We start from the raw sequence: 17,577 nt of genomic DNA on the forward strand, positions 1-17,577 counted from the left end.
CCGGCGGTTACTCGGCGGCGTGGGCGGCAAGCGCCGCCAAATTAACGATATCGGAAACCGTTGCCCCCATATGCGCGATCTGCGCCGGCTTCGACAGCCCGGTCAGAAGCGGCCCGATGACTGTTACCCCGCCAAGTTCCTGAACAAGCTTTGATGCAATGTTGGCGCTGGACAGATCCGGCATCACCAGCACATTCGCCGAACCGGAAAGCTTGCAAAACGGATAGAGTTTCCGGATCTCGGGGTTCAGCGCCACGTCCGGCGTCATCTCGCCATCGTATTCGAAATTCACATTGCGGCGATCCAGCAGGCGCAACGTTTCGCGCACGCGGTTGGCGCTTTCCGACTTGCGGCTTCCATAATTCATAAAAGAAATCAGGGCGACGCGCGGCTCATGGCCCCACAGGCGGGCGCTCTCTGCCGCCTGAACGGCAATGTCCGCCAGGATTTCCGGCGTCGGGTTTTCGTGCACGGTCGTATCGGCAAGAAAAACTGTGCGGCGCGGCGCGATGACGACGGAAAGTCCGAAGACCTGTGCGTCCGGTTTTGGATCCAGCACGCGATGAATTTCCTTGTAGGAAACGGCATAGCTTCGGGTTAGCCCGGTGACCATTGCGTCCGCGTCCCCCAGCGCCACCATGCAGGCGGCAAACACGTTGCGGTCCTGGTTGACCATCCGCTGGCAGTCGCGATAAAGCGCGCCGTTTCGTTGCAGGCGCGCATAGATATGGTTGGTGTAGCGCGGGTTGTTCTTGCTGAGGCGGGCGTTGTGGATTTCCAGCTTGTCGGTGCCACCAAGGCCAAGCCGTTCCATGGCTTCGGCAATCAGAGTGTCGCGGCCGATGAGGATCGGCGTTCCAAAGCCGGCGTTGCGAAAGGCGATGGCGGCGCGGATGACTTTTTCTTCTTCGCCTTCGGCAAAAACAACCCGGCGCGGATTTTGCCGTGCGCGATCGAAGATGAGTTGCAGACTGGCGGCGGTTGAGTCGAGCCGCGTGGCGAGTTCCAGCCGATAGCCATCGATATCGATAATCGGTTTCCGTGCGACACCCGTCGCCATGGCCGCTTCGGCGACGGCGGCGGGGATGGTGGCGATGAGCCGGGGGTCGAAAGGGGATGGAATAATATATTCGGGCCCGTATTGCAGGCGCCTTCCGGCGTAAGCGGCGGCGACTTCGTCCGGCACGTCTTCGCGGGCGAGGCTGGCGAGCGCGTTCGCTGCGGCAATCTTCATCTCGTCGTTGATTGTGGACGCGCGCACGTCAAGCGCACCGCGAAAGATATAAGGGAAGCCGAGGACGTTGTTCACCTGGTTCGGGTAATCCGAGCGACCGGTGGCAATGATGGCATCGTCGCGTATTTCCTGGATTTCTTCGGGTCGAATTTCTGGGTCCGGGTTTGCCATGACGAAAAGAATAGGCTGGTCCGCCATGCTGGCGACCATGGCGCTGGTGACCGCCCCCTTGACCGAAAGGCCGAAGAAGACGTCGGCACCTTTCATGGCATCGGCAAGGCTGCGCGCATCCGTCTCTGCGGCATGGGCTGATTTCCATTGGTTCATCCCCGCTTCACGGCCGCGATAGATGACGCCCTTCGTATCGCAAAGAAGGATGTTGTCCGGTTTGGCGCCCATCGCTTTCACCAGTTCAAGGCAGGCAATGCCGGCGGCGCCGGCGCCATTTACAACCATCTTGATGTCTTCGATGCGCCGGTCTGTCAGGTCCAGCGCGTTCAAAAGCCCCGCCGTGGCGATAATCGCCGTGCCGTGCTGATCGTCATGGAAAACGGGAATGTCCATTGCTTCGCGCAGGCGCTGTTCGATAATGAAGCATTCCGGCGCGCGGATATCTTCAAGATTGATGCCGCCGAAACTGGGCTCCAGAAAACGAACGCAATTGACGAATTCGTCCACGTCCATGGTGTCGACCTCAAGGTCGATGCTGTCGACGTCGGCAAAGCGCTTGAAAAGAACCGCCTTGCCTTCCATGACGGGTTTCGAGGCGAGGGCGCCAAGATTGCCGAGGCCGAGAACGGCGGTGCCATTGGAGATGACGGCGACCAGATTGCCTTTTGCCGTGTAGTCATAGGCAAGGGAGGGGTCTTCAACAATTCGCTCGCAGGGCACGGCAACGCCGGGCGAATAGGCGAGGGAAAGATCCCGCTGGGTCAGCAGCGGTTTCGTCGGCGTGATTTCAATTTTGCCGGGCCGGCCCGAAGCATGGAAAAGCAGCGCTTCCTGATCCGTGACTTTGTTTGTGTCGTCGGCCATATTTTCCTTGTGCTTTCTTTTTCTCTAATCCGTCACCCATGGGCGGGGAATTTCCTGTAAGTATAAGTCCGTGATCGTAGGGATGTGTGCGGGTGGCGTCAAAGCCAACCGGTGGCGTGGTTCGCGCTGGCCCGGGCGGGGCCCTTTCCCGCCCGCTCGATGCGCCTGGGGCCTGCATGCCGGGAGAAACAAGGGTGTCTGCGCCGATGAGCCAATCGAAATCCGCCGGCGTGACCCCCATGATCGCGCAATATCTGGCCCTTAAAGAGGCGCATCCGAACTGCCTCCTCTTCTACCGGATGGGGGACTTTTACGAGCTGTTCTTCGAGGATGCTGTCCGTGCGTCGGCGGCGCTCGACATCACGCTGACGAAACGGGGCAAGCATCAGGGCACCGACATTCCGATGTGCGGTGTGCCGGTGCATGCGGCGGATGCCTACCTTTCCAGGCTGATCCGCCGGGGCTTCAGGGTCGCCGTCTGCGAACAGATCGAAGACCCGGCAGCGGCCAGGAAGCGGGGGCCAAAGGCGCTTGTCCGCCGCGATGTCACCCGCCTGGTGACCCAGGGTACGTTGACAGAAGACGCGCTTCTTGATGCCCGTCAGCACAATTTTCTGGCAGCCATTGCGGAAGCGGAAAGCGCGTGTGCCGTCGCCTGGCTTGATATGTCGACCGGCGATTTTTATGTGCAGACGGCGCCCTTGCCCAAGCTTGCCGCCATTCTGGCGCGCATCGACCCTGGCGAAGTGCTGCTTTCCGACCAGCTTTTCGGGCGCACCGCCCCTGGCGAGGGCGCGCGTGCGTGCCGCGCCGAATGCACGCCCCTGCCGGACACGCGTTTTGACAGCGCCAGCGCCAAACGCCGCCTTGAACAGGTCTTCGATGTGCAGACCCTGGAAGGGTTCGGTGATTTTTCTCGCGCCGAGCTTGCCGCTTGCGGGGCTCTGATCGACTATGTGGCGCTGACCCAGAAAGGCAGTCTTCCCAGATTGTCGCCGCCAAGGCATCTCCGGCCCGGTGCGATGCTTGAAATCGACGCGGCAACGCGGCGAAATCTTGAACTGACCCGCAGCCAGGCGGGTGGGCGCAAGGGGTCGCTTCTCGATGCAATCGACCAGACGGTGACGGGGGCCGGTGCCCGTTTGCTTGGGGCGCGCCTGGCGGCTCCGCTCACCGATGTGGCGGCGATCTCGCGCCGCCTCGACATGGTGGATTTCTTTTTCGAGGATCGGGCGCGGTGCGACCGTCTGCGCGAGATTTTGCGGGGGTCGCCGGATCTTGAACGCGCCTTGTCCAGGCTGACCCTTGGGCGTGGCGGGCCAAGGGATCTGGCGGGCATTCGCGACGCGCTGGCTTTGACGCCAGCCATTCGCGAGACTCTTTCCGGCGAAGGCTTGCGCGGGCTTGGCCTGGGCCTCACCGATGCGGTGGTGGCGTTGGGCAGTCACGGCGATCTTGTCGCCGATCTTGAAAATGCCCTGCGGCCGGATTTGCCGGCCCTTGTTCGCGATGGCGGCTTCATCGCAACGGGTTATTCCCCGGAACTCGATGAAACCATCAGCTTGCGCGACGAAGGCCGCCACCGTATTGCCCAGATGCAGAACGCCTGTGTTGAGAAAACCGGCATCGCGGCTTTAAAAATTCGTCACAACAATATCCTTGGCTATTTTATCGAGGTGCCGGCGGCCCACGCGGCAAAGCTGCTTTCACCAGACAGCGGCTTCCTTCATCGCCAGACCATGGTCAACGCGGCGCGCTTTACGACGGTCGAACTTTCCGATCTTGAAAATCGGATTCGCCAAGCCGCCGATCGGGCGTTGGCGCTGGAAGGCCAATTGTTCGACGCGCTTGTTGCCAGCGTTGCACAACGGGTTGACGCCGTCGCCGGGACGGCGGCAGCGCTCGCCGAGCTTGATGTTGCTTCCGCGCTTGGGGAGCTTGCCGCGCAACGTCGCTATGTGCGCCCGCAGGTTGAGGAAGGGCGGGCCTTCCAGATTGATGGCGGGCGCCATGCCGTGGTCGAGCGCGCCCTTGAACGCGATCACGCGGGAGGCTTTGTGGCGAATGCCTGCGATCTGGGAGAAGGCAACCGATTGTGGCTGGTGACGGGTCCGAACATGGCCGGTAAAAGCACGTTTCTTCGCCAGAACGCTCTGATTGTTATTCTTGCCCAGATGGGGGCGTTCGTGCCGGCAAACTCGGCGCGCATCGGCGTTGTCGATCAACTGTTCAGTCGTGTCGGCGCGGCGGACGATCTGGCGCGCGGGCGTTCGACGTTCATGGTCGAAATGGTCGAGACGGCAGCCATTCTTCACCAGGCAGGGCCCAGGGCGCTGGTCATTCTCGATGAAATTGGCCGTGGCACGGCCACCTTCGACGGGTTGTCGATTGCCTGGGCGACGATCGAACATCTTCACGACGTGAACCATGCGCGCGCGCTTTTCGCCACCCATTACCATGAGCTGACGGCCCTTGCCCCAAAGCTGGAAAATCTTTCCTGCCATACGATGCGGGTCAAGGAATGGCAGAACGACGTCATCTTTCTGCACGAAGTGACGGCGGGCGCGGCGGACCGTTCCTATGGGGTGCATGTGGGTCGTCTGGCGGGCCTGCCGGAGGCGGTTGTCCGCCGCGCCGACGAAATTCTAAAAACCCTTGAAGCAGAGGAGGGCAAAAGCACATGCACGCGCCTGGGCGACGATTTGCCGCTTTTCCGCGATCCGGCGGTGGCCCAAAAGCCTTCCGCCGTTGATGCCCTGCTTGACGAGACGCATCCCGACGCGTTGACGCCGCGCACGGCTCTTGAGCTTATTTACCGGCTGAAGGCGGCGCGCGACGAATAGGGTATTTTCGTTTTCTTTTAGCGTATTCTAAAATCCCTGATAGTGATCCTGCCTGTACAAAAGGCCACGGCGGATGGAAAAAATGATCGAAGCGGCCGTGCAGCCGGAAATTCTGATGGCGGCACTGGAAGCGGTCTATCAGAAGGAATCAAACCTGGACAAGCTTCGCGCAGGCGTGCTTGAAGAATCGCGCGCCTGCCTTGCGAGCATGCAGGAAACATTGCGCGCCCGTTTCGAAGCCGGCGAAAACGGCTTTGATGTTGCCCAGGCGCAAAGCCGGTCCTTCGACATCCTGCTTCAGGTTTTGCATGGCTTCGTGACGGACCATCTTTTTTGCGTCCCCAATCCGACCCACGCCGAACATCTGGCCATCGTCGCCGTTGGCGGCTATGGGCGCGGCGAACTTGCGCCCTGTTCGGACCTCGATTTGCTGTTTGTCCTTCCCTACAAGAAAACGCCTTTTAGCGAGCAGGTTATCGAATACCTGCTTTATCTTTTGTGGGACCTTGGCCTGAAGGTTGGCCACGCTGTCCGTTCCGTCGACGAATGCATACGCCAGGCAAACGCAGATGTGACGATTCGCACGACCCTTCTGGAATCGCGTTTTATTGCTGGCAGCGAAGCGCTTTACCAGGATCTGCACGAGCGCTTTTTTCAGGACCTGTCGGCGGCGACGGCGACAAATTTTGTCGAAGCAAAACTGGCTGAGCGCGATGCCCGTCATCAGCGTCTGCGCGAATCACGTTATGTGCTGGAACCGAACATCAAGGAAGGCAAGGGCGGCCTTCGGGATCTGCACACGCTTTTCTGGATTGCCAAGGCCGTTTACCGGGTGGATGACCCGGACGACCTGGTGCTGCTTGGCGTGCTGACGATCCAGGAGGCGGCGCGCTTTGATCAGGCGCTCCGTTTTTTCTGGAACGTGCGTTGCCATCTTCATTACCTCATGGGCCGGACGGAAGAACGTTTGACGTTCGATATGCAGCCGGAAATCAGCCGCCGGATGGGCTATGTGGATCGCGGCCATGTGCGCGGCGTTGAGCGCTTCATGAAGCGCTATTTTCTGGCGGCAAAGGATGTGGGTGATTTGACACGAATCTTTTGCGCATGTCTGGAGGCACAGCAAAAACGTCCACCCCGTTTTCGTTTTCCATGGCGGTCTTCATCACGCATCGAAGGGTTCGTTGTTGAAAACAACCGCCTCAACATCACCGACCCAGCTACCTTTGAAAAAGACCCGTTGTGCTTTCTGAAACTGTTTCATATCGCCCAGGCGGAAGATTTGGACGTGCACCCATACGCGCTTCGCCTGATCACGCAGAACCTGCGCCGCATCGATCGTCATTTGCGGCAGAACCAGGACGCGGTGCGCCTGTTTCTTGAAATCCTTACCTCGAAAAAAGACCCGGCGCGCGCGCTCAGGCGAATGAACGAGGCGGGTGTGCTTGGACGCTTTCTTCCGGAATTCGGAAGGATCGTCGCCCAGATGCAATACAACATGTACCACGCGCATACGGTGGACGAGCATTCGATCCTTGCAATCGACACCCTGTCCGGAATCGAACAGGGGCGGTTCAAAGACGCCATGCCGCTTTCCTCCGAAATTGTTCACAAGGTTCTTTCGAGGCGTGTTCTTTATCTTGCGACGCTGTTCCACGACATTGCGAAAGGCAGGCCGGGCGATCATTCCATTGTTGGCGCCGAAATCGCCGTCCGTATCTGCCGCCGCCTTCGCCTTTCGGAAGAGGAAACGGAAAACGTCGCCTGGCTTGTGCGCAATCACCTTGTGATGAGCACGACCGCCTTTCAGCGGGATACGAACGACCCAGAGGCGATACAGGCCTTCGTCGATGTTGTGCAGTCGCCGGAACGCCTGCGACTTCTTCTGCTTCTTACCGTTTCCGATATCCGCGCCGTTGGGCCGAATATCTGGAACGCGTGGAAGGCATCGCTGCTGCGCACGCTTTACCTGCACACGGAAGAAATTATGTCCGGCGGTCTGATGACGCAAATGACGGAAGCGCGCGTCGCGGCAGCTCTAAAGGACCTGCGTGCGGGCCTTGCGGATTGGACGGACACGGCATTCGACGCGTTTGTCGAACGCGGCGTTGCGGCTTATTGGCTTGCCTATCCGGCGAAGATGCTGGTGCGTCAGGCGCGGCTTATGCGTGCGGCGGATGAAACGAAAACGCCGCTTACCGTGCATACCTACGTGAATGTGGATCGCGACGTGACGGAAGTGACAATTTACGCGGGCGATCACCCCGGACTTTTTTCCAGACTTTCTGGCGCGCTTTCACTTTCTGGCGCGAACATCGTCGATGCCAAGATATCGACGATGAAAAACGGCATGGTGCTTGACACGTTCTGGCTTCAGGACGCCAACGGCAAGGCGTTTGAAAAGCCGGATTTGACCGAACGCCTTCTGGCACGCATCAAGCAAACCCTGGCGGGAGATATTCTGCCGACGCAGGAATTGGCGCGTCAGACCAATCTTTCCAGTCGGACGCGCGTGTTCAAGGTCGCGCCCAGGGTTTTAACCAACAATGGCGCCAGCCATCATTTTACGGTGATCGAGGTAAATGGCCGCGACCGGCCCGGTCTTTTGTATGACGTGACGCGCGCGTTGAGCGGCCTAAGCCTGCAGATCGCCAGCGCCCATGTCACCACCTATGGCGAGCGCGCGGTCGATGTCTTCTATGTGAAAGACATCTTCGGCATGAAGATTGAGCACGAAACAAAGCAAAGGCAAATCCAGGAAACGTTGATTGCAGCCATCGAGGGGTGGGAAACCCGGGCCGAGGCGGCGGTTGCGGCGACCGGAAAATAGGGTTGCCTCTCCGCTTCACCTTTCAAGCGGGTTAAAAATCCGATATCTATCAAGGTCATGGCGCTTTTTCGCTCAATCGCTACCGTCGGTGGCTACACGCTGATAAGCCGTGTGCTTGGGTTTGTCCGCGACATCTTGCTGGCGGCGATCCTTGGTGCCAGTGTCATTGCGGACGCGTTTTTCGTGGCGTTCAAACTGCCGAATTTTTTCCGCCGGCTTTTTGCAGAGGGGGCTTTTAACGCCGCCTTCATTCCGATGTTCGCGGGCTTTCTTGAAAAAAGAGGCCGGGACGAGGCCAGGCGCTTTGGCGAAGAAGTGCTGTCGGTGCTGCTTGTTATCCTGGCACTTTTTGTTGCCATCGCCGAGATGTTGATGCCCTGGCTTCTTTACCTGCTGGCACCGGGCTTTGTGGACGATCCGATGCGTTACGACCTGGCGACGCTGTTTGCGCGCATCACCTTTCCCTACCTTCTTTTTATCTCGCTGGTTTCGCTGATGGGGGGCGTGTTGAATTCCCTTGATCGCTTTGCGGCCGTTGCTGCCACGCCGATTTTGCTGAATCTGGCACTGATCGGAAGCCTGCTGGTGTTGGCGAATTTCACGCCCACGCCTGGCCATGCCCTGGCGATTGGGGTGGCGGTGGCGGGGCTTGGGCAATTCCTGTGGCTGGTTGTTGCGTTGTCGCGCGCCGGCATGGGCTTGCATTTGCGGCGCCCGCGGCTGACGCCAGACGTGAAACGGTTCTTGCGTCTTCTGGCGCCCGGCGCGGTCGGCGCCGGAATCGTGCAGATCAATTTGTTTATCGACATCGTGCTGGCCTCGCTCCTTCCCGCAGGCGCCATTTCCTATCTTTATTATGCGGACAGGCTAAATCAGCTTCCCCTTGGCGTCGTCGGCATTGCTGTTGGGACGGCGCTTTTGCCGCTGCTTTCCCGCCAGCTGCGCGCCGAGGACCAGGAAGGCGCGAATGCCAGCCAGAACCGGGCCATTGAAGCCGCCCTTTTCCTGACGCTGCCGGCGGCCGTTGCGCTCTTTCTCTTAAGCGGGCCGATCCTTCATGTGCTTTTCGAGCGCGGCGCCTTTGGCGTGGTGGAAGCGCGCGCGGCGGGCGCGGCGCTTTCGGCCTACGCGGTGGGCTTGCCGGCCTATGTGCTCGTCAAGGTGCTGGCGCCGGCCTATTTCGCACGCCATGACACGAAGACGCCGGTAAAGATCGCCGGCGTTGCCGTTGTTGTGAACATCGTTTTAAGCGTCGCCCTCATGATCCCCTTTGCCCATGTGGGCATCGCCATGGCAACGGCAATCGCGTCCTGGTGCAATGCCGGCCTGCTGATTGTCGGCTTAACGCGTCGTGGCGACCTGTTTTTTGATGCGCGGCTGAAGCGACGCCTGCCGCGCATGGGCGTTGCCTCGGTGGCGATGGGCGGGCTGGCCTTTGGTGCCGCTGAAATGCTGGCGGCCACCCTCGCAGGAGGCGAGGGGATGCGCGCGATGGCATTGGGCCTGCTTGTCGGGGGTGGGTTTGGGGCGTATGGCGTGCTGGCCTATTTCCTGGGCGCGTTCGAAAAAGGCGATCTGCAAAGGCTGTTTCAAAAAAAGGCCGCTTGACCGGCCCCCGGCTTGCAGGGAAAGTGCGCGCGCAAGGAGGGACGGACATGAAACGTATTTTTTCCGGCGTACAGCCCACAGGAAATTTGCATCTCGGCAATTATCTGGGCGCAATCCGGAACTGGGTCGGGCTTCAGAAGGATTTTGACTGCCTTTATGGCATTGTCGATCTGCACGCCCTGACCGTGCCCCAGGACCCCGATGCCTTGCGTGCCCATACACGCGAAGTGACGGCGGCCTTCATCGCGTCGGGCATTGATGCCAAGGATTGCGCGATCTTCAATCAGAGTGCCGTCCCCGGCCATAGCCAACTGGCCTGGTTGCTCAGTTGCATAACGCCACTCGGCTGGCTCAACCGCATGACCCAGTTCAAGGACAAGGCGGGCAAGCGCCGGGAACAGGCCGGGCTTGGGCTTTACGCCTATCCGGTGCTGATGGCGGCGGATGTCTTGCTTTACCGGGCGACCCATGTGCCGGTTGGCGAAGATCAAAAACAGCATTTGGAACTTGTCCGCGACATTGCCGGCGCTTTTAACCGTCGCTATGGGGTGGACTATTTCCCCTTGCCGGAGCCGCAGATTTTCGGCGCGGCAACGCGGGTGATGAGCCTGCGCGATGGCACGGCGAAAATGAGCAAGTCGGACATGTCCGGCTATTCGCGGATCAATCTCACCGACGATCGCGACACGATTGCCCGGAAAATCCGCAAGGCGAAGACGGACCCGGAACCCTTGCCGGACAATCCGAAAGGGCTGGAGGGCCGCCCGGAAGCGGCGAATCTCATCGGCATTTACGCAGCCCTGGCGGGCCTTGACCGCGCCAAAGTGATCGAACGCTTTGCCGGGGGGGCGTTCTCGGCCCTCAAAGAGGATCTGACGGCGGTGACGATTGACGTGCTGGGCCCCATCGGCGACGAGATGGCGCGCTTGATGAAAGACCCCGGCACGGTGGACGCGATCCTTCGCGATGGTGCCGAACGGGCCGGTGCAATTGCCGAGCGACACCTGGTCGAGATCGATGACATCGTCGGGCTTTTGCACGCCTGATCGGGTTTTTGTGGGCGCGGCGTTTTCTGGCGCGCTATTTCCTTTCTCTTTATTTCTTTGGGCGTACAATTTGAGCTTGCTCTGGCAGTGTTCCGGGGCCTATCTCTTTTTAACGCGTATGTGCGGCCGCCAGATGTAGGCCAGATGCAAATTTATCTTCCCATTGCCGAAATGTCGGTAAACGTCTTCCTCCTTCTCGGGCTTGGGGGGGTGGTCGGCTTTCTTTCGGGTCTGTTCGGCATTGGCGGCGGTTTTCTGATGGCCCCGCTCCTGATTTTTCTCGGCATTCCGCCAGCGGTGACCGTGGCCACGGAAGCCAATCAAATCATTGCCTCTTCGGTCTCCGGCGCCCTTGCCCATTGGCGGCGCAAGAACGTCGATGTCAAGATGGGGCTTGTGCTGCTTGCCGGCGGCCTGCTTGGATCGACCGTAGGCGTGTGGCTGTTTTCCATCCTTCGCACCCTGGGTCAGATTGATCTTGTGATCGCCCTTTCCTACGTTCTCTTTCTTGGCACGATTGGCTGTCTCATGTTTGCGGAAAGCGCGCGTACCGTTCTTCGCCGCCGTCGCCGACAAGCTCCACCACGGCGAAAACTGCATCAGCATCTCTGGGTGCATGGGCTTCCCTTCAAGATGCGCTTTCATCGCTCGAAGCTGTACATCAGCGCGCTGCTGCCCCTTGGCGTCGGATTTTTCGTCGGCGTGCTGGCGGCCATCATGGGGGTTGGCGGCGGGTTCATTCTAATACCGGTGATGATCTACCTTATCGGCATGCCGACTACCGTCGTTGTTGGTACCTCGCTTTTTCAGATCATCTTCGTCATGGCGAATGTGACGTTCCTGCAATCGGTGCAAAACCAGACTGTGGATATTCTGCTGGCCCTTCTTCTTTTGACGGGGGGCGTCGTTGGTGCCCAGTTTGGCACACGTTTTGGCAGCAAACTGCAAAGCGAAGAATTGCGCGCCCTGCTTGCCCTGCTTGTTCTGTTCGTTTGCGCGCGCATGATCTGGGGGCTGGTGATTACGCCCGAGGACGCCTTTTCTTTAAGTCTGGCGGGGCCATGATGATGCGCTCCTCTTCCCGGCATTTTTTCCGCTCCCGGCATTTTTTCCGCCAGGCGCTGGCTATCCTTGTCCTTTTGGGGCTTGGTGCGTTGGGGCCTGGTGCGCTTTCGGTCCGGGCGGAACCGCTGGTGGCGGATCTTTCGGACCACGTGATCGCAATCACGACCGGCTTTACCGGCACGGAAGTGCTGCTTTTTGGTGCGACAGAAGGCGATGGCGATGTGATTGTTGTCGTCCGGGGACCGGCGCAAGACCTTGTCGTCCGGCAGAAAAAATCCGTCAGCGGTGTCTGGATGAACCGTGCCACGATGCGGTTCCAGGACGTGCCCGCCTATTACGCCGTTGCGTCGAACCGGCCGGTGGATGAAATCGTGCCACCGGAAATGCTCGTTCGCAACGAGATCGGCGTGGAAAACATAAGGCTGGTGGTGCCGGCGGTGACCGCAGCGGCGGCAAAGAAAGAAGGCGTGACGGCAACAAAGGCAGAGGTGGCTCTTTTCCGCGAGGCGCTTCTCCGGCGAAAACAGGCGCGGCAACTTTACGAGTTTGAGGCGGGGGACGTCGCCTTTCTTGGCAACAGCCTTTTTCGAACCCGACTGTTCTTTCCGGAAACGGTGCCGGTTGGCGTCTATACCGTCAAAGTACTGTTGGTGCGGGAAAAACGGGTCGTCAGCGTTCAGACGACGCCGTTGATCATTCGGAAAACCGGACTTGGGGCGATGCTTTACAATTTTGCTCATGACCATGCGGCGCAATATGGGATCGTTGCTATTTTCCTGGCCTTGATGGCAGGATGGCTGGCCGGGATCATCTTCCGCCGGGTCTGACGTCCCTTTCACCTTGTTTCACAGCCAGTTGAGGTCGCATGCCGCAAGGGAAGAAAGAAACAGGGCAGGCATTGGATCGCTGCTTTCTCGTCGTTGTCGATCCGACGAAGGAGATGCACACGGCGCTTCGTTTCGCCTGTTACCGTGCGCGCCGGACCGGCGGCTATGTCTCGCTTCTTTACGTTCTGGAGCCGGCGGACTTTCACCATTGGGCGACGGTTGGCGAGCTCATGCGCGAGGAGGCCCGCGAGGCGGCGGAAGAAAGTCTGACAAAGCTTTCGTCCGGGGTGAAGACGCTGACCGGAAAAATGCCGGTCCTGTTTGTGCGCGAGGGGATTCGCAGCGAAGAGCTTCTGAAAATCATTGAAGAAGAATCCAGCATCTCGGTTCTCGTGCTTGCCGCGTCAAGCGATCAGGACGGGCCGGGGCCGCTCATCAACCATTTGGTTAACAAAATGGCAGGCGAACTTCGTATCCCGATCACGATCGTGCCGGGCAATTTGACCGACGATGCGCTTCGGGCGCTCACTTAAAAGAGCTGCTTTTTCCGTGGCTTAGCTAGGTAACCTTAAGAAATCATTCAAGAAAAGCTTGAATTTTAGATTTCTTTAACCCAAATTCATGACACACCAGAAAATAGTCAGGCGATGCGTGTCTGCAAGGGCGCGCACGGCCTTGGCGGGGAGAGCCGAATTTGTTTATTCAGACCGAGCAGACACCGAACCCGGCATCGTTAAAGTTTTTACCTGGCCAGGGGGTCATGGAAAAAGGGACGGCCGATTTTGCCTCGGCCGACGCGGCAGGGCGTTCGCCTCTGGCGAAGCGGTTGTTCGGCATTTCCGGCGTTGCTGGCGTTTTTCTGGGTGCCGATTTTATTACCGTGCGCAAGACCGACGACCGCGACTGGCAGGTGATCAAGCCAGAGATTCTCGGCGCCATTATGGAGCATTTCACCCTGGGCGACCCGGTGATCCTGCCCGAAGCTTCGGAAGACAAGCCACAGGCGGCCGCCGGTGGTGACGAGGGTGACGCGATCGTTGAACAGATCCGCGAACTTCTGGAAACCCGGGTTCAGCCGGCCGTGGCTCAGGACGGCGGCAATGTTCGCTTTGATCGTTTCGAAGACGGGATCGTCTTTCTTGAACTTCAGGGGGCCTGCGCCGGTTGCCCAAGTGCGACGGCGACCCTGCGCAACGGGATTGAGGGCCTTTTGAAGCATTACATCCCGGAAATCATCGAAGTTCGCGCCGTTTTGTAAAAAACTTACAGGGAGATACCGTATTTTGCGGAGCATCTTTTCTGGCCGAAGTCGTTCGGCCGCGCTTTTTTGCCGTCATTTTGCCCGTGGGCTGATCCGCCGGAGCCAGGTTTGGCTTGACGGCAGCTGGGGTTCTATTGCCCTATTTAGGGTAGTAGAACGGCTGGGCTACTATATGCAGTGGTTTGATCGGAAGGTCTTTGGCGGGCTTGGACGGCGGATCGGGTTCGAGGGTGCGGCCCTTGGCGGTCTTTTTCTCGCGGTCGGCACGTTGGTGGGCTTTGTCACCTTTGGTCAGGGCAGTCTGCCTGCCGGAGTTTTTCTTGACCGCGTACCCCTTGTTCGCCCCGTCGCCTCCCTGTATTTGCCGGACGCGCGCGCGGTGGCGGCGACCTTTGATCGCCATGGCTATCGGTTGGACCGGGTGCGCCGGGACGGCATCGTGCCGCGGGTCTTTTTGGCGACGCTGCCGTCGGATTTAGACGCCGTCGCGGTCGTGGGGGAGCGCAAGCAGCTTTTCCTGCAAACGGTGTTGCCGCTGGTGTTGCATGTGAACGAAACAATCCTTGGACAGCGCCAGCGCGCCCTTGCCCTTTACGAAGCAAAACAGGCGGGCGTTCGCCTCTCCAAACCAGAGCACGACTGGCTGGCGGCGCTTCATGACTATTACCGGGTTGCAGAGGGAGACAGCGCCGAACTTTTTCGGCGGCTTGATGTCGTCCCGCCATCTCTGGCGCTTGCCCAGGCCGTTGAAGAAAGCGGATGGGGTACGTCGCGTTTTGCCCAGGAAGGGAACGCTATTTTCGGCCAGTGGGCGCTAACGTCACGGCACGGGCTTGTGCCGGCGCAACGCGACGCGGGCGCGCGCCATTCCGTGCGTCGCTTTGGCGAGCTTGCCGGTTCTGTTCGTGCGTATATTCGCAATCTGAACACGCATCGGGCCTATCGGGAATTTCGCGCGAAGCGCGCCGTGCTTCGCCGTCTCCCGATGCCGCTAAACGGCTACGTTCTTGCCGACACGCTGCAGCGTTATTCCGAGCGCGGGGACGCCTATGTCGCAACGCTGCGTGTCCTCATTCGTTCGAATAAATTGCGGAATTTCGATCGCGCAAAACTGGCGGGCGATGTCTATGCCAGCCTTTCGGAGCCGGACGCCTAGCCACCGGACGCCTGCCGCTTCGGCGGTTGCATTTTTCCTGTTCTTTCCTATTCCGTCACGTAGAACTGACGCCCATACCATCGCCAATGACCGTCGCGCGTGTGCAGGGTGCAGTTGATGCGCGCGCGGCCTTTTGGAAAGGGTGCGGCCAGGCGCACTTCGAAGCGGCGTTCGCCAAGCTGAGCAAGTTCCGCCTGGCCCTGGCCGGAAGCGTAACAGCGCAACCGGTTTAAATCGGGGATGTCGTCCGCGATTGTAAAGCCGAAATTCGGCGGATTGCTGCCTTTTCCAAGCACCAGGTCGCGCGGCGTGATGTCTTTTACAGGCAAGGGCAGGGCGTTCGCGGCAAGGCGAAAGCGTTCAAGGCTGCCATAGGTTTTGCTGAAGGAAAATCGGGGCAGGTAGAAAAAATCTTCACGGCCGTGCAGGACACCGGAATGTTGTCCGAAGGCTGCCTCGAACCCGGCCTTGCGCGTGATTTCCTGAACGGCGAGGCTGGCCTCGCCATAAGGATAGGCAAGCAGCGCCGGCGCTTTTCCAAGTTCCTCGCGAAAGCGGGCGTTCGAATGCGCCAGATCGTCGCGAACCGTTTTTGCATCGGCAAGGGGCATGTGCAGGTGGGTGCCTGTCTGGCTGCCGATGGTGACGCCGTCGCGAAGCAGTTCCCGGATCTGGTCCCAGGTCATGTAGCTGTTGCCGCCCTGGTCGATGGCCTTGGTGGCGATGAACAGGGTCATTGGAAAACCGGCGGCCTTTAATCGCGGCCAGGCTTCCGTGTAGACGGAAAGAAAGGCGTCATCGATGGTAATCGCCACCGTTCGTTCCGGAAGGGGCGTGCCTTCGCGAAGGGCTTTTAGAATTTCCGGCAAGCCCAGCACGGTGTAATCGCCGCTTTTCAGTTCCTCAAGATGTGTTTCGAACTGGTCGATGGGGATGCTGGTCGATGGGTACGCGTCTTCACCAAAACGGTGATAGATCAATGCGACGGCGTGGTTGGCGGCGACGCTTTCGGCGGTGAAAAGCGCACAGGAGACAGATAGGAAAAGGCCCGCCAAAATTGCGCGCAAGGCACCCTTCCGCAAGAAGCGGCGGCAGGAAAATTGCGGCAAAGCGATGCCAACGGTCATAGATACCCTTTCACGCTTACTCTAATGTGCGCATGCGCGCCGGAACAAGCTTCCTCAACCCATCAGGCCCAGGCCAAGCTCGGCGTCGGACCGGACCGGGTAACGCCGGGCGTCGAACATTTGGTAATGCCACCACTCGTTGCGATAAAAATCCCAGCCGGCATCYGTCATCAGCCCTAAAAGAARCAGCCGRTTCCGTTGCGCSGCGACGGATATTTCRCCGTTGCCATGGTGGGACAGMGGTGTGAAAGCGTCAAACGGGGTGCCCATTTCCAACGCCTGTCCGGCTGCGTCGAGAAGGGTCAGATCGACMGCAACGCCRCGGGAATGGGGCGAGCCGCGTTTCGGGTCCGCCAGAAAATCCGGGTCCGGGCATRYGTCCCACAGGATTTKCTGGGCTTCGGCGGGGCGGAARCCGTCGAAGATTTTCAGGCGGTAGCCAACGCGTGCGGCAAGCCGGACCGCGTTTTGCAGCAACGCCGCCGCATCGGGGTGAAAATAGCAGCGCGCGCGTAGGTAGACCGCCTTGCCGGTAAAATTTTCCGCCGTGGCATAGGCCAGGGCAAGAACGACGCCGTCGGCGGGCGTAATTTCAACCAGGGGGGTTTGGGGGAGGCAATCCATGGCAGTTTCAGCCTTGCAGGCCCCGAATTTGTGGGCTAATGAGCAGTTCTACCAAACCTGTGTGCGTTTCTGGGCGAAAATTTTTGAATTCTTTGCCCGGGTGCCTGTTTCGGCGCGGCGAGGGTGGCAACAAAATTCTGGAGGGGCCTTGCAAATTCTTGCCTTCGATACCGCCGCGCGCGCCTGTTCGGCGGCGCTTCTTGACGGCGACCGGGTGCTGGCGGAACGCCTGTGCGAAATGGAACGCGGTCAGGCCGAAGTGCTAATCGGCCTTGTTCAGGACGTGCTGGCGACTGCCGGCACCTGCTTTGCCAAGATCGATCGGCTGGCGACGACCCTTGGCCCCGGCTCGTTTACCGGGCTTCGTGTCGGCCTGGCAACGGCACGCGGCATCGCGCTTGCGGCCAGGTTGCCGGTCGTCGGCGTGACGAGTTTCGAGGCGGTCGCAAATGGTGTTGCATCCTCGGAACGGAAAGGCCGCCGGGTGCTGGTGGCGCTGGATACGAAACGGCGCGATTTTTATGCCCAGCTTTTTGATGAGGCGCTGCACCCTCTTGACCCGGGCGGTGTCCTGTCTCTGGAGGCTTGTGCCGGGATGGCCCGGTCCGGTCCGCTTCTTGTTGTCGGCGATGGTGCGCCACTGCTTCGCGATGCTTTCACGCACAACGCAGAGATGTGCGACGCAGATGCGTGCGACATTCGCTGGTCCAAAGCGCCGGGGCATCCTCAGGCCGTCGTCATTGCGCGGCTTGCTGCCACGCGCGCGCCAACGGCGGATTTGCGGCCCATTTATCTGCGGCCACCAGAGGCAAAACGCCCCAAGGCATAACATCGCCGGGGCGTAAATGCGCGCGCAGGATCGCCTTGTGAGCCTAGTTTGCAGCCCGTATACTTATTCAGCAAGCGGTTGAAACAAATTGA

Annotated in this window: 13 protein-coding genes; 10 read left to right on the top strand and 3 right to left on the bottom strand. The window is 59.6% G+C overall.

The features are described 5' to 3' along the window. Window positions 1–7: 7 nt before the first annotated feature. A complete protein-coding gene (locus tag COA65_03540) occupies window positions 8–2,269 on the bottom strand; it encodes an NADP-dependent malic enzyme (protein ID PCJ60769.1) in 2,262 nt (753 codons plus the stop codon). Window positions 2,270–2,508: 239 nt separating this feature from the next. On the opposite strand from COA65_03540, the gene COA65_03545 reads away from it, so the two are divergent. The 9 genes from COA65_03545 to COA65_03585 all read left to right on the top strand — a co-directional run bounded on the left by COA65_03545 (window position 2,509) and on the right by COA65_03585 (window position 14,905). Next, window positions 2,509–5,112 (top strand): DNA mismatch repair protein MutS, encoded by a 2,604-nt coding sequence (locus COA65_03545; GenBank protein ID PCJ60807.1) that lies wholly within the window; start codon window positions 2,509–2,511, stop codon window positions 5,110–5,112. Window positions 5,113–5,185: 73 nt separating this feature from the next. Next, complete coding sequence (locus COA65_03550) at window positions 5,186–7,942, top strand: [protein-PII] uridylyltransferase (protein ID PCJ60770.1); 2,757 nt, start codon at window positions 5,186–5,188, stop codon at window positions 7,940–7,942. Window positions 7,943–7,999: 57 nt separating this feature from the next. Next, on the top strand, window positions 8,000–9,550 hold the full coding sequence (gene mviN / locus COA65_03555) for a murein biosynthesis integral membrane protein MurJ (GenBank protein ID PCJ60771.1): 1,551 nt from the start codon (window positions 8,000–8,002) through the stop codon (window positions 9,548–9,550). A gap of 47 nt (window positions 9,551–9,597) precedes the next feature. Beyond that, window positions 9,598–10,596: a tryptophan--tRNA ligase gene (gene trpS / locus COA65_03560; protein ID PCJ60772.1), complete on the top strand. Its 999-nt coding sequence runs from the start codon at window positions 9,598–9,600 to the stop codon at window positions 10,594–10,596. Window positions 10,597–10,740: 144 nt separating this feature from the next. Continuing rightward, window positions 10,741–11,661, top strand: coding sequence for a permease (locus COA65_03565; protein ID PCJ60773.1), 921 nt, complete (start codon window positions 10,741–10,743; stop codon window positions 11,659–11,661). A gap of 2 nt (window positions 11,662–11,663) precedes the next feature. After that, window positions 11,664–12,488, top strand: coding sequence for a hypothetical protein (locus tag COA65_03570; GenBank protein ID PCJ60808.1), 825 nt, complete (start codon window positions 11,664–11,666; stop codon window positions 12,486–12,488). A gap of 38 nt (window positions 12,489–12,526) precedes the next feature. Continuing rightward, window positions 12,527–13,021 (top strand): universal stress protein, encoded by a 495-nt coding sequence (locus COA65_03575; protein PCJ60774.1) that lies wholly within the window; start codon window positions 12,527–12,529, stop codon window positions 13,019–13,021. A 161-nt stretch (window positions 13,022–13,182) separates the two neighbouring features. Next, window positions 13,183–13,746, top strand: a complete 564-nt coding sequence (locus tag COA65_03580) for a NifU family protein (GenBank protein ID PCJ60775.1) — start codon at window positions 13,183–13,185, stop codon at window positions 13,744–13,746. Between the two features lie 175 nt (window positions 13,747–13,921). Then, entirely contained in the window at window positions 13,922–14,905 is a 984-nt protein-coding gene (locus COA65_03585; GenBank protein ID PCJ60776.1) for a hypothetical protein, read from the top strand. Window positions 14,906–14,952: 47 nt separating this feature from the next. Here the strand turns inward: COA65_03585 and COA65_03590 are convergent, their stop codons facing one another. Both COA65_03590 and COA65_03595 read right to left on the bottom strand, forming a co-directional pair. Beyond that, window positions 14,953–16,032: a chitin deacetylase gene (locus tag COA65_03590; protein PCJ60777.1), complete on the bottom strand. Its 1,080-nt coding sequence runs from the start codon at window positions 16,030–16,032 to the stop codon at window positions 14,953–14,955. Window positions 16,033–16,086: 54 nt separating this feature from the next. Next, the gene (locus COA65_03595; GenBank protein ID PCJ60778.1) at window positions 16,087–16,656 is read right to left on the bottom strand and encodes a D-alanyl-D-alanine dipeptidase; all 570 of its coding nucleotides are present in this window, start codon (window positions 16,654–16,656) and stop codon (window positions 16,087–16,089) included. A 148-nt stretch (window positions 16,657–16,804) separates the two neighbouring features. Between COA65_03595 and tsaB the strand changes: the two genes are divergently transcribed. Continuing rightward, complete coding sequence (gene tsaB, locus COA65_03600; protein PCJ60809.1) at window positions 16,805–17,485, top strand: tRNA (adenosine(37)-N6)-threonylcarbamoyltransferase complex dimerization subunit type 1 TsaB; 681 nt, start codon at window positions 16,805–16,807, stop codon at window positions 17,483–17,485. The last annotated feature ends 92 nt before the right edge of the window (window positions 17,486–17,577 follow it).

It is taken from the genome of Rhodospirillaceae bacterium (assembly GCA_002746255.1).
GTDB lineage: Bacteria > Pseudomonadota > Alphaproteobacteria.

What these genes read in the sequence shown, in the direction of transcription:
- COA65_03540 (PCJ60769.1), bottom strand. Translation starts at nt 2,269, where the DNA reads ATGGCCGACGACACAAACAAAGTCACGGATCAGGAAGCGCTGCTTTTC.
- COA65_03545 (PCJ60807.1), top strand. Translation starts at nt 2,509, where the DNA reads ATGATCGCGCAATATCTGGCCCTTAAAGAGGCGCATCCGAACTGCCTC.
- COA65_03550 (PCJ60770.1), top strand. Translation starts at nt 5,186, where the DNA reads ATGGAAAAAATGATCGAAGCGGCCGTGCAGCCGGAAATTCTGATGGCG.
- mviN (PCJ60771.1), top strand. Translation starts at nt 8,000, where the DNA reads ATGGCGCTTTTTCGCTCAATCGCTACCGTCGGTGGCTACACGCTGATA.
- trpS (PCJ60772.1), top strand. Translation starts at nt 9,598, where the DNA reads ATGAAACGTATTTTTTCCGGCGTACAGCCCACAGGAAATTTGCATCTC.
- COA65_03565 (PCJ60773.1), top strand. Translation starts at nt 10,741, where the DNA reads ATGCAAATTTATCTTCCCATTGCCGAAATGTCGGTAAACGTCTTCCTC.
- COA65_03570 (PCJ60808.1), top strand. Translation starts at nt 11,664, where the DNA reads ATGCGCTCCTCTTCCCGGCATTTTTTCCGCTCCCGGCATTTTTTCCGC.
- COA65_03575 (PCJ60774.1), top strand. Translation starts at nt 12,527, where the DNA reads ATGCCGCAAGGGAAGAAAGAAACAGGGCAGGCATTGGATCGCTGCTTT.
- COA65_03585 (PCJ60776.1), top strand. Translation starts at nt 13,922, where the DNA reads ATGCAGTGGTTTGATCGGAAGGTCTTTGGCGGGCTTGGACGGCGGATC.
- COA65_03590 (PCJ60777.1), bottom strand. Translation starts at nt 16,032, where the DNA reads ATGACCGTTGGCATCGCTTTGCCGCAATTTTCCTGCCGCCGCTTCTTG.